This is a genomic window from Kitasatospora kazusensis, assembly GCF_039529945.1.
GTDB lineage: Bacteria > Actinomycetota > Actinomycetes > Streptomycetales > Streptomycetaceae > Kitasatospora > Kitasatospora kazusensis.
In genome coordinates, this window is record NZ_BAAANT010000009.1 from 93,161 (window position 1) to 105,479 (window position 12,319).

At 72.9% G+C, this 12,319-nt stretch carries 6 protein-coding genes; 3 read left to right on the forward strand and 3 right to left on the reverse strand.

Annotated elements, in window-relative coordinates; all coding sequences use genetic code 11:
• Nucleotides 1-28 precede the first annotated feature (28 nt).
• Genes ABD330_RS10480 through ABD330_RS10490 form a run of 3 tightly spaced genes read right to left on the reverse strand, consistent with a single transcriptional unit; the run spans nucleotide 29 to nucleotide 8,504 of the window.
• Nucleotides 29-5,893 (reverse strand): SDR family NAD(P)-dependent oxidoreductase, encoded by a 5,865-nt coding sequence (locus ABD330_RS10480; protein WP_344463280.1) that lies wholly within the window; start codon nucleotides 5,891-5,893, stop codon nucleotides 29-31.
• Complete coding sequence (locus ABD330_RS10485; protein ID WP_344463282.1) at nucleotides 5,890-7,725, reverse strand: non-ribosomal peptide synthetase; 1,836 nt, start codon at nucleotides 7,723-7,725, stop codon at nucleotides 5,890-5,892. The genes ABD330_RS10480 and ABD330_RS10485 overlap by 4 nt, the downstream gene beginning before the upstream one ends.
• Entirely contained in the window at nucleotides 7,725-8,504 is a 780-nt protein-coding gene (locus tag ABD330_RS10490; protein WP_344463284.1) for a class I SAM-dependent methyltransferase, read from the reverse strand. Before ABD330_RS10490 ends, ABD330_RS10485 begins: the two co-directional genes overlap by 1 nt.
• A 153-nt stretch (nucleotides 8,505-8,657) precedes the next feature.
• Between ABD330_RS10490 and ABD330_RS10495 the strand changes: the two genes are divergently transcribed.
• The 3 genes from ABD330_RS10495 to ABD330_RS10505 are packed head-to-tail and all read left to right on the forward strand — an operon-like array spanning nucleotide 8,658 to nucleotide 12,249.
• Entirely contained in the window at nucleotides 8,658-9,593 is a 936-nt protein-coding gene (locus tag ABD330_RS10495; protein ID WP_344463286.1) for a succinylglutamate desuccinylase/aspartoacylase family protein, read from the forward strand.
• A gap of 29 nt (nucleotides 9,594-9,622) precedes the next feature.
• The gene (locus ABD330_RS10500; RefSeq protein ID WP_344463288.1) at nucleotides 9,623-10,948 is read left to right on the forward strand and encodes an ATP-grasp domain-containing protein; all 1,326 of its coding nucleotides are present in this window, start codon (nucleotides 9,623-9,625) and stop codon (nucleotides 10,946-10,948) included.
• Nucleotides 10,949-10,956: 8 nt separating this feature from the next.
• On the forward strand, nucleotides 10,957-12,249 hold the full coding sequence (locus tag ABD330_RS10505; RefSeq protein ID WP_344463290.1) for an MFS transporter: 1,293 nt from the start codon (nucleotides 10,957-10,959) through the stop codon (nucleotides 12,247-12,249).
• The last annotated feature ends 70 nt before the right edge of the window (nucleotides 12,250-12,319 follow it).

Genomic DNA, 12,319 nt, shown 5'->3' on the forward strand with positions numbered 1-12,319 from the left:
AATCCTTGTCTCAAGGAGGGCGCGGGGCTCACAGTTCGTCCAATGCGGCGCGGAGTTCGGCGAGATATCCGTCCGCCCAGGCCGCGACCTGCTCGGGTGCGAAGCGCTCGTGGTGGTACCAGAAGTTGAACCGGGGCTCGTCCTGCCAGATGTCGATGATCAGGAACAGGCCGGCGATCTCCATGAGCATGTCGGCGTCCAGACCGGCGAACTGCGGTGTGCTGAGCGGCGCGAGGCACTCGAGGACCTCGAACGGCACCTCGGTGTCGGCCTCTTCGCGCTGGTAGTTGTTGAACATGATGAACGGGTCGGTGAAGTACGTATCCTCCGGAAGCCCGGTGAACGGCGGCACGTGCTTGACCAGATCGGCCGGCGGGTACGCACAGCGGCTGTTGACGGCCGCGACGGTCCGCCCCCACTGGCGCGCGACGGCGGCCAGCGGCCGGCCGCCCGTCTGCACGGACACCGGGAACGGCGCGACGAACGGGCCGAGGGTACGGGCGAACGCCTCCTCGGGCCGTCCCGTGACGATCGTGCCGATGGTGACGGACTCGTCGCCGGTGATCCGCGCGATCAGGCGGCAGTAGACGGCGGCGAGCAGCGAGAACGGCGAGACCCCGGTTCGCCCCGCGGTGGCCACGAGATCCAGCCACAGCGCCCGGTCCGCCGGCGGGGTCCACCGTTTGGCGAGGAGGCCACCGGTGGTAGCCAGAACGTCCGGCCCGGGCCGCGATCCGTGCCGGTCGGGCAGCACGGTCGGGCCGTTGCTGTCGGTGTAGAGCCCAGTGAAGAACGCCCGGTCCTCGCGGGCCGCTCCGTTCAGGTAGTTGGCCTGCCATTCGATGAACTCGCTGTACTGCGGCGCTGGTTGGCTGAAGGGAGTGGCGCCCTGCAGCCGGGCGCGGTAGGCGGTCCGCAGGTCGTCGGTGAAGACGGAGACCGAGACGCCGTCGAACTCGAGGTGCTGGAGCCCCAGGAGGACCAGGAAGGTACCACCGGGCAGGGCCAGAACCGTCAGGGTCCAGGGCACTCGCTCCGCCGGGTCGGGCATGGTGGTCCGGACGCGGTCGCCATGGGCGGTGATCGCCGTGGCGAGCTCCTCGGGGTCGAGCGCGGTGAGGTCCACGAACAGCTCCTCGGCACCGGGTACGGCGGCCGCCGCGTCCACGGGGACGGCCTTGCCGCCCTCGAAGCGCCAGCGGAGCACCTCGTGGCGTTCGACCACCGCGCGCAGGGCCTCCTGGAAGGCCTTCCGGTCGAGTGGGGCGCCGACGTGGATCGGCACTGTCAGCCGTCCGTAGTCGATGGACAGCAGCCGCAGCCACCGGTGCTGCTGCAGCGAGATCGCCCGGGGCGTGCCGTCCGCTCCCGGTGCCGGGGCGGGGAGCGCGGGCGCGCTCGGCCGCCCGCCCTCCGGCGCGGGGGCGTCGTAGGAGAGGCCCGACAGATGGGCGGTCAGGGCCGCGGCGGTCCGGTGGCGGAAGGCGAGGTCCGGCGGCAGGCTCAGGCCGAGCCCGCGCTGCAGCGCGTTACTGAGCTGCACTGCGGACAGCGAATCCATGCCGTGGTCGACCAGCGGCCGTTCGGGGTCGAGCCCGCCCGGTCCGTCGCCGCGCAGACCGAGGATTCGGCGCAGCTGGCGGCGGACCTCCTGCTCGATCAGCTCGCCGCGCTCGGACTCCGTCGCACGGCGGAGCCGGGAGGCCAGATCGTCCCGCGTACGGTCGGCGATCCGTGGGGCGACGAGCCGGGAGAACCTTGCGGCGTCCTGGAGTTGGTGCCGGTCCAGGAACTCCGGCCAATCCACCGGCGCCACGGCCGTCTGGGTCTCGGCGGAGCGGACCAGCCGGTCGAACAGCAGCCCGCCGGTGTGCCGGTCGATCGTGCCGAGACCCATCCGGGCCAGCCGGGCCAGGATGCCGGGGTGCTCGGCGAGGTAGCCGGCGTCCGACCAGGCGCCCCAGTTGACGGAGAGCGCAGGGAGGCCGAGCCGCCTGCGGTGACGGGCCAGGGCGTCCAGGCAGGCGTTGGCCGCCGCGTGGTTGGCCTGGCCGCCGTTGCCGATCAGGCCGGTGGTCGAGGAGAACAGGACGAACAGGTCGAGCCGGGCGCCGCGTTCGACGGTCGAGGTGTGCAGGTTCCAGGCGCCCTGGGCCTTCGGCCCAAGGACGCGTTCGAAGCGGCTCCAGTCCAGGCCTTCGAGGGCGCCGTCGTCCAGGATGCCCGCGGCGTGGACGATGCCGCGCAGCGGCCGGTCGGGGAGGTCGGCCACCGCCACGGCCTTGCGCGCTGCGGCCGAATCGGCGATGTCGGCGCGGACCGTCACCACCTCGGTACCGCGCTCCCGGAGGCGTTCGATCAGGCTTGTCGCGGCGGCGTCGGGGGCGCTGCGGCCGAGCAGGACCAGCCGGCCCACGCCGGCGGCGGCCAGCCGCTCGGCGGCGAGCAGACCCAGACCGCGCAGACCGCCGGTGACGAGGTAGCTGCCCTCGGGGCTGATCCGGGTGACGGGCTCGGCACCGGCCTCGGGCCTCGGGAGCAGTCGGGGGACCAGCCGCCCCGCCCGGCCGAGGGCGACCTCGGTCTCCGCGTCGTCGGTCAGCAGTTCGCGGACCAGCGCGCGGGCCTCGGCCACGGGCTCGGTTCCGGGCTCCAGATCGACAGCGGTGCAGCGCAGGTTGGGGTGTTCGATGACGGCGACCCGGGCCAGGCCCCAGAGAGCGGCCTGATGAACGGTGGTCGCGTCGTTCGGGCGGCCGCCCAGCTGGGCCCCCCTGGTCGCGAGCCACATCCGCGGGGGGCTCGGGTAGTGACCCGTCAGGGCCTGGACCAGGTGCAGGGTCCCCTCGCCGGCGGACCGGGCCCCGGCCGTCACAAAGCTCCCGTCCGGACCAGGGTCCGGCGGGCGGAGGGCGAGCAGGCTCAGTACGCCGGCAGGCCGCTCCGGCAGCTCCGCGAGTAGCCGGCGCACCTGGTCGGGCGCGCCGAAGTCGAGCGAGAAGCGGTCGTCGGCGATCCGCCGGAAACCGGCCGCGGGCGCTGCCACGACGGCGTTGCCGCCCAGCGCGGCAAGGTGCTCCGCAATCTCCGCCGCCGGGTCTCCGCCGCAGATCAGCCAGGTGCCGGTGGTGCCGGCGGCCGGCTCGGCGTCGCCGGCGACCCACTCGACGCCGTACAGCCAGTCCCGGCCGGCGGTCTCGGGTGAGGCGGGGGCGGCCGGCCGGTCAGGCGCCTCGATCCAGTGCCGGGTCCGCTGGAACGGGTAGGTCGGCAGACGGCGGCGGCGGAAGGGCCCCGGGTAGACCGCCGTCCAGTCGACGTCGACGCCGGCGGCGTAGGCGGCGGCCAGCCCGCCGAGCAGCTGCTCGCGGTCGTCCTGGCCGGGACGCAGGCCGGGCACCCAGCGGATCGGCCGGTCGGGGAGTGCTTCCTCCGCGATGCCGGTGAGGACAGGTGCCGCGCCCAGTTCGATGGCGACGGCCGGGCCGATGGCGGCGAGGGTCCGCAGACCGTCCCAGAAGCGGACCGGCTCACGGAGGTGGCGGCGCCAGTAGCGGGGATCGGTCACTTCATCGGTGACCTCCGCACCGGTGAGGTTGGAGATGAGCCGGCGGTCGGGCCGACGCAGTTCGATCCGGCGGACCACGCTCTCGAACTCGTCGAGGATGGGATCCATCAGCGCGCAGTGACCGGCCCGGGGGATCCGGAGCTCCTTCACCTGGAGTCCGGCCTCGTGGAGCAGCTCGCCCGCGCGCCGCACCGCACCGGCGCGGCCCGAGACGACCGTACTGGCAGGCCCGTTGACGGCGGCGACCGCGAGGTCCGGTATGCCGCCCACGAGTTGACGGACAGTCGGTTCGTCCGCCCGGACGGAGGCCATGGCGCCACCCGGGGCCAGTGTCTGCAGCAGCCGGCCGCGCTCGGCCACCAGGCGGAGGCCGTCCTCCAGCGAGAAGACCCCGCAGGCCCAGGCGGCCGCGTACTCGCCCAGGCTGTGGCCCATCGCCACCGTGGGCTCCACCCCCCACGACCGCCAGAGCCTGAGCAGTGCCGTCTGCACCGCGAACAGCAGCGGCTGGGCGTGCTCGATCCGGGCGATCCCGTCGGTACCGTCGGTGCTGTAAAGGACATCGCGGATGGGAGCACCCAGGTACTCGCTCAGCACCGCGTCGCATTCGTCGAGTCCGTCGCGGAAGACCGGCTCGGTGCGGTAGAGGGTGCGCCCCATACCGAGGTACTCACCGCCCTGGCCGCTGAACAGCGCGGCGACCAGGGGGTCGGCGCCGCCCCCGGCGGAGGGGTGCTCGTCGGTCCCGGCGGCGAGTTCGGCCAGCTCCTCGGCCGCCTGCCGCGGCGTGGCGGCGACCACGGCGGCGCGGTAGGCGTGGTGGCGCCGGCCGACGGCCGCGGTCGCGGCGAGGTCGGCGAACTCCTCCTCGGGCGTCGCCGCGAGCCGCTCGGCGTACCGGGCGGCCAGTTCGGCCAGGGCCTCGGGGCTGCGGGCACTCAGCGGGACGACCTGGGCCTCTCGGGTCCGGCCCGGGCCGGCGGGTGCCTCGGCGGGTGCCTCCTCCAGCACCACGTGGGCGTTGGCGCCGCCGAGGCCGAACGCGCTCACCCCGCCCCGGCGCGGGGTGCCCGGGGCGTGCGGCCAGTCCACCAGCCCGGTGTTGACGTGGAACGGGCCGGCCGCGAAGTCGATACGCGGGTTGGGGTGTTCGAAGTTCAGACTCGGCGGGATCTGCCGGTGGTGCAGGGCGAGCGCGGTCTTGATCAGGCCGGCGATGCCGCCGGCCCAGCCGAGGTGTCCGATGTTGGACTTCACCGAGCCGACGGCGCAGCGGTGTCCGGCGGCGGCGGTGCCGAACGCCTCGGTCAGCCCGGCGATCTCGATCGGGTCACCGAGGGTGGTGGCCGTGCCGTGGGCCTCGACGTAACCCACCGTGGCGGGCTCCACCTCGGCGGCCTCCAGTGCCTGGGCGATCACGGCCGCCTGGCCCCTCGCGGTGGGCGCGGTGAAACCGACCTTCCGGCCACCGTCGTTGTTGATCGCGGTGCCCTTGATGACCGCGTAGACGCTGTCGCCCTCACGCAGCGCGTCCTGGAGCGGCTTGAGCAGGACGACGCCGGCGCCGCTCCCGAAGACGGTTCCCTCGGCGCGGGCGTCGAAGGGCCGGCAGTGGCCGTCCGGCGAGAAGACCATGCCCGGTTCGAAGCTGTACGACTCGAGCTGCGGCACGGGGATGCTCGCAGCGCCGGCGAGCGCCAGATCGCACTCGCCGTTGAGGATCGCCTGGCAGGCCAGGTGGACAGCGTAGAGGGAGGTCGCGCAGGCCGCCTGGACGGCCACGGCCGGGCCGGTGAAGTCGAGCTTGTAGGAGACACGACTGGCCAGGTAGTCGCGGTCGGTACCGACCGCGAGCTGGAGGTCGGCCATCGAGTCGAGGAAGGTGCGGTCGGTCCGCCCACCGGTGCTCGGGTGGACGTGGTTGATCAGATAGGTGCTCAGGCCGGTGCCTCCGTAGACACCGACGGCCTCGGTGAGGCCTCGCGGGTGGTAGCCGGCGTCCTCGATCGCCTCCCAGGCGCACTCCAGGAACACCCGGTGCTGCGGGTCGAGCAGTTCGGCCTCGCGGGGGCTGAACCCGAAGAACGAGGCGTCGAAGTCCTCGATGCCCTCGAGTACCGCGGCGGCGCGGATCCGGTGGGCGCCGTCGGGCGTGGGCCCGACGGTGACCGACTCGACTCCGGCGGCCAGGTTCCGCCAGAACTGCCCCGGGGTCGTGGCCCCCGGGAAGCGGCAGGCGAGGCCGATGATGGCGATGTCCTCGGAGCGGACGGCCGCTGTGGAGTCGGCCGAGCCGGCCGGGGCCGGCGGCGGTGCCAGGTTCATTCGGTGCTCTCCTTCCGGGTCTCCGGGCCGGTGCCTCGGCGGCGTCGGTCCGTGGCGCTGCGGCGGCTGCGCCGCTCCGGTCGGCCGCTCTCGCGCGAGCCGTACTGGAGGCGTTCGGCGAGCGTGCGGACGGTGGGGTTCTCGAACAGGACGGCCGACGGGAAGCGCAGGCCGGTGCTCTGGCAGATCCGCGTGTGGATCTGCACGACGAGCAGGGAGTTGCCCCCGAGCTCGAAGAGGCCGTCGTCCAGGCCGACGGTGTCGAGCTGCAGGCAGTCGCCCCAAATCCCCGCGAGGAGTTGCTCCAGCGGCGAGACGGGGGCGGCATAGCCGGTGGCGAGCGGGGGGCGCGCGGTGGACGGGGCCGGCAACGCGGCGCGGTCGACCTTGCCGCTGGGGGTCAGTGGCAGCCGGTCGAGGACCACGTAGCCGGCCGGGACCATGAACTCGGGGAGCCGCTCGCTCAGGTGCCGGTGCCAGGCGGGTGGGAACCGGATCGTGGCCGGCAGCGGGAGCGAGCGCTCCGCCGCGCCCTCCACCGGGACGACGTAGGCGACCAGCTGCGGGCGGCCCGCCATGTCGGGCGCCGTGGCGACGCGGCACTCCGCGACGCCGCGGTGGCGGGCGAGCACGGCCTCGACCTCCCCGGGCTCGACCCGGTAGCCGCGGATCTTGACCTGCTGGTCGGAGCGACCCAGGTACTCCAAGTTTCCGTCCTGGAGCCGCCGGGCGAGATCGCCGGTGCGGTAGAGGCGTCCACCGCCGTTCGGGTCCAGGGCGAAGCGTTCGGCGGTCAGCTCCGGCCTGCCGAGGTAGCCGTCGGCGAGGCAGGCGCCGCCCAGATGGAGCTCGCCGGGTTCGCCGTCCTCCACCGCTTCGCCGTCCGGGTCGAGCAGGAGCGCGGTGACGTGCGCCAGCGGCCTGCCGATGGGCGGCAGGTCGGGCCAGTCGCCGGGATCACCGGCCAGGGTGTGGGTGGTGACCACATGGGTCTCGGTGGGGCCGTAGTGGTTGTGCAGCCGGCAGCCGTCGAGCCGGCGCATCCAGTCGGTGACGGCCGGGCTGAGGCGCAGCTGCTCACCGGCGCAGATCACGTCGCGCAGCCACAGGCGGCCCTCATGGTTCCGCGCCGCGTCGGCCAGCTGATGAAGGGCCACGGTGGGCAGGAAGAGCCGGGTGACCCGCTGCTCGGCGAGGACGTGCAGCAGGGCCGACGGGTCGCGTCGGACCTGCTCGTCCAGCAGGACGAGGGTGCCGCCCGCGCAGAGGGTGGAGAAGATCTCCTGGAAGGAGACGTCGAAGCTGATCGGGGCGAACTGGGCGGTCCTGAGCCCGGTCTGGGGTTCGTCGTGGTCCAGGTGCCAGGCGATCAGCCGGGACAGCGGCGGGTGGCCCATGGCGACGCCCTTGGGGCGCCCGGTGGAGCCGGAGGTGTACAGCACGTAGGCCGGTCCGGAACCGGGCGGACTCGCCGGACGGTCCATGGCGGGCAGCATCTCGATGGCGAGCGACGGCCCGCTGATCACGGCGGAGGCCCTGGCGTCGTCGAGCATGAACGACAGGCGGTCGGCCGGGTACGAGGTGTCGAGCGGGAGGTAGGCGCAGCCCGCCGCGAGCGTGCCGATGACAGCGGCCACGAGCGCAGACGAGCGCTCCAGGCGGATGCCGACGATCGTGCCCTCGAGGCCGCGTTCGGCGAGCCGGCCGGCGAGTTCCTCGACGGCGGCCAGTAGTTCCCGGTAGGTGAGGCCGTCCTTGCCGTCCTGGACGGCGGTCGCGTCCGGGGTCAGCTGGGCCTGTCGGCGGAAGAGGTCGACCACATGAATGACCATCAGTGTTCGGTCCGCTCCAGAAGCAGGGTTCGGCTGAGGAGGGTGGGGTCGACCTGGGCGATCACGCGCCAGCCGTCGGCCGTGGTGGGGTGCGCGCTCTCGTAGAGCAGCCGGCCGAGCAGCCTGGGGTTGCGCAGCAGGACCAGGACGCCGGGCGGGGCGGTCTGCCGTATCCGCTCCAGCAGTTCGGCCTTGTGGGCCAGGCCGTTGACCAGGAGCACCAGCTCGCTCCGGCCGAAGTCGAAGGACCCGCCGTCGGTGGCGACGGTCCGCAGGCCGGCCGGCCGGGGGCCGTACCGCCGGGCGACCTGCTCGGCCAGCCGTGCGGCGGCGACATCGCGGTCCACGCCCGTGACCACGCCGGTGACCAGGCCGCAGGTCTGCAGTCCGACCAGGCTCTCGGGGAACGGACCGCAGCCGATCACGGCGGCGTCGCGGACGCGGTGCGGGCCGAGCAGGGAGAGCTCGTCGGCAACGCCCCGGTAACCCTCCTCGGCGAGGACGGACCGGGGGAGCCGCCGGGGCGCGTCGGCGGCCGGCTCGCTCACCGGTAGCGAGAGGCTGCAGCGGAACTCCGCCTGGCGCACGTGCGCGGCCCAGCGCACCGAGAAGAACGCCCGGAGCGCGCGATAGCCGGGCGACCGCTCCAGGGCGTCCACCAGCTCCGAGTCCCGTACGGACACGCACAGCCGCCAGAGCTCGCCCATGGCCGACTCGGCGTCCGGCGCGTCGGACGCGTCCAGCAGCCGTCGTCTGATCCGGGTCAAGTGCTCCGTCAACTCTTCGCAGGACTCCGGCTGCCGGTCCCCGAAGGGCGCAGGATCCGACTCCGTTCGCCGGACCTCGAAACCTTGACTCAATCGCATGACTTCAATGTAACGGTTATCAGTCATACTTAGTCAACGCCCACACGGCCATGGACGGAGAACGCGATGCTCGACAAGAGACTGATCCGGTTCGACGGCGGCGGCGGAGCCACCGCGGACATCCCCGTGGCCGAGGCGCGGGGCGCCCGGCCGGGGCCGGTGCTGACCCTGCTGGCCGGTGTGCACGGCTGCGAGTACGCACCCATGGCGGCCCTGCGGACCTTCATGCGAGGGCTGGACCCCGACCGGCTGCGCGGAACGGTGCGGGCCGTCCTGATGGCGAACCCTGCCGCGTTCCGGGAGCGCACGCCGTTTGTGACCCCGGTCGACGGGAAGAACCTCAACCGTTGCTTCCCGGGCGACGCCGGGGGAAGCTACTCCGACCGGCTTGCGGACTTCCTGTTCCGCCGCTTCGTCCTGGGCAGCGACGCGCTGATCGACCTGCACGCCGGCGACCAGGCCGAGGCGCTGGAGCCCTACACCCTGTACGACGAGTCGGCCGTCGCCGACCGGGCCGCCCAACTGGCGACCGGCTACGGACTTCCGCTCGTGATCCGCCAGCCGGCCGCCGGCGCCGCGGTGGCCGGATCGACCAGCGCCGCCGCCGCGCAGGCGGGCATTCCGGCGATCATCGCCGAGGCCGGCGGATGCGGACTGGTCACACCGGAGGCCGTCGAGCTCCACCTGACAGGCCTTCGGCGGACCGCCGACCACCTCGGCATCACCGACACCGGCACGGCCTGGCCGGACCCGCCGGGCCTGCGCCATCTGACCCGTTTCGACTGGCTGCGCACCGGGGTCGAAGGCTGGTGGCAGCCCGAGATCGCCCCCGGCGCGGAGGTCTCCCGCGGCGCGCTGCTCGGCCGGGTGACCGATCCGTTCGGCGAGGAGCTGGAGGCCGTCCACGCCGACGAGAGCGGCGTCGTGGCCTTTCTGACGACCAGTCCCGCGGTGACCGAGGGCGGTCTGCTGCTGGCGATCGCCGGCGCACCTTGCCCCTGAATCGAAAACCATTCGCATGGGAGGAAACCATGGGGTTCGACCCCAAGCCCACGGTCCTGATCCTCGGGACCGATCGCTACCTGCTCCGGGCCTGCGAGCGACATGACGTCGACGCCGTCCTGGTCTGCGGCTCGCTCTCCTGGGAACGCGGCCTGCTGGACCTGCCGGGTTCGATGACGGTCCTCAGGGTCGACGACCAGAACGACCTGGAGGCCGTGCTCGCCGCCCTGCACCGGGCGGGCCTCGGCAACCGGGCGTTCGACGCGGTGCTCACCAACGACGAGTGGTCGCTGGTGACCGCCGGAGCCCTGGCCCGGTTGCTGGGCTGCCGAGGCATCGATCCCACCGTCGCCCTGCACTTCCGTGACAAGTACCTGCAGAAGGAGCGCGTCCGGGCGGCCGGCGTACGAACGGCCCGGTCGACCGTGATCGAGGACATCTACGAGGTGGACGCCGAGGCCATGCGCTTCGAGCGGGCGGTCCTCAAGCCCGTGGCCGGTGCCGGCACCGCCCGGACCTCCCTGATCGGCGGAGCGGCCGATCTGCGGAACCGCAGCGAGGAGTACCGCGCGCAGCGGATCCACGGCCGGACCTTCGTGCTGGAGGAGTTCGTCCCCGGCGACGAATGGGTGGTGGACGGGGTCGTCGTCGACGGCCGGGTGGTGTTCACGGCGGTCGGCCGCTACCTGGTGCCCTGCCTCGACGTGGTGGACCGGCGACTGCCGCTCTCGATGTGGCTGTTCGACCCTGGCACTGAGGCGTGGGCGTACGAGCTGGCCGGGCCGCTGGTGCAGTCCGCGATCTCCGCGCTCGGCCTCCGCGACGGAGTCTTCCACCTGGAGCTCTTCCACGACCCGGAGACCGGCGAGGTGACGTTCAGCGAGTGCGCGGCACGGCGCGGCGGCGGTCTGACGCATGAGGAGGTGGACTGCAAGTTCGGCGTGGATCTCGGCGAGGCCGCGCTGCTGTGCGCACTGGGCCGCGACACGCGGATCACACCCGTGGTCCGGCCGGGCGTCGTGGGCTGCTCGTACGTGTCCACCCGGCCGGGGACGCTGGTCGACAGCCCTTCGGTCGCCGAGGTGCTGGCCCAGGCCAACGTGGAGTACGTCTCGGTCGACCAGCCCTTCGGAACGGAGTTCCCCGAGGCTTACGGGACGACGAGTCAGAAGTTCGGCGCCCTGCTCCTCCTCACCGATGGCGAGGACGAGTTCGCCACCAGGACCGAGGAGCTGCGCGACTGGTTCGCCGATCGGCTGGTCATCGCCCCCACCCACGGCACTGCGCGCGAGCTGCGGCTCTGGCAGCAGTCCCGGCGTGACGACGCCGTCCCGGCCTACAGCGCGGGGCGGTGAGGCGGACGATGACCACCACCGGGCAGTCCACCACCACCCCGGATCCGGGCCGGCCGGGATTCCTGAACCGGCTCCTGCCCGTCGCCGGGCACCAGCGCAGGGTCGCCGCGGCGAACCTGGTCAACAGTATCGGCTCCGGTCTCTACAGTGTGACCAGCGCCTTGTACTTCACCCGAATCGTGGGCCTGTCGATCACCCAGGTGGCGGCCGGCCTCAGCGGAGGCGCGCTGCTGGGCCTGCTGGCGGCTGCCCCCATGGGCTACCTGGCCGACCGGCTCGGCGCTCGGCGGGTCTATGTCGCGGCGATGGGCGTGGCCGCGACGGCCATGGTCGCCTTCACGATGGTCCGGACGTTCTGGCAGTTCCTGGCGGTCGCGTTCTGCTCCGGACTCGCCATGGCGGCCGGCCAGGCGGCCGGGCCGCCGATCGTGCGGCAGTACGGCGGGCCCGACATCGTGACCTTCCGGGCGTACCTGCGATCCGTCGTCAACCTCGGCTACGGGATCGGCGCGCTGCTGTCGGTCGTCGCGGTGCAGGGCGGATCCCGCCATCTGTACCTCGGCATCCTGCTGCTGAACAGCTTCTCGTACCTGGCCTGCGCGGTCGTCATGCTCTCCCTCCCACGCCGGACCGTCGAGGTGACCCGCCCGGCGGGCGGCGGCTGGGTCGCCCTGCGGGACCGGCCCTACGCGGTGGTGTCGCTGCTCAGCGGCATGATGGCCCTGCACATGGCGCTGCTCACCTTCGCCCTGCCGCTGTGGATCATCCAACACGGACACACCCCGCACTGGCTCGCCTCCGGCGCGGTCGCCCTCAACACCCTGATCGTGGTCGTGCTGCAGGTCCGGGTGGGGCGCGGCGTCGACACCGTACCGGCGGCCGGCCGGGCCATGCGGACGGCCGGGTTCCTGGTGCTCGGCGGGATGGCGGTACTCGCACTCCTGCCGGCGCTGAACGCCTGGCTGGGCGCGGTCGCCGTGGCCGGCGGGGTGCTCGTCTACACCCTGGGCGAACTCTGGCAGGTCGCCGGGACGATGGAGCTCAACTACGGCCTGGCCCTCCCGCACCTGCAGGGTCAGTACTCCGGGGTGTTCACCCTCGGACAGGGCGCGGCCTACGCGCTGTCGCCGGCAGTCCTCGGCGCGATGTGCCTGCAGTGGGGCGCCACCGGATGGCTGGTCATGGGCGTCGCGCTCGCGGTCCTCGGGGCCCTCGCTCCGAGGGTCGCCGTCTGGGCGGAGTCCACCCGCCCCCGGGAGGCGACGCCCGGGATCGAAGCCGAAGAACCTTGTCAATATTAATGACAATACAGTAATCTCGACGAGTCAACATCGAGGTCTGTCATCCATCAAGAGAAATGGGCGATATCCG

What these genes read in the sequence shown, in the direction of transcription:
- ABD330_RS10505 (WP_344463290.1), top strand. Translation starts at nt 10,957, where the DNA reads ATGACCACCACCGGGCAGTCCACCACCACCCCGGATCCGGGCCGGCCG.
- ABD330_RS10495 (WP_344463286.1), top strand. Translation starts at nt 8,658, where the DNA reads ATGCTCGACAAGAGACTGATCCGGTTCGACGGCGGCGGCGGAGCCACC.
- ABD330_RS10480 (WP_344463280.1), bottom strand. Translation starts at nt 5,893, where the DNA reads ATGAACCTGGCACCGCCGCCGGCCCCGGCCGGCTCGGCCGACTCCACA.
- ABD330_RS10500 (WP_344463288.1), top strand. Translation starts at nt 9,623, where the DNA reads ATGGGGTTCGACCCCAAGCCCACGGTCCTGATCCTCGGGACCGATCGC.
- ABD330_RS10485 (WP_344463282.1), bottom strand. Translation starts at nt 7,725, where the DNA reads ATGGTCATTCATGTGGTCGACCTCTTCCGCCGACAGGCCCAGCTGACC.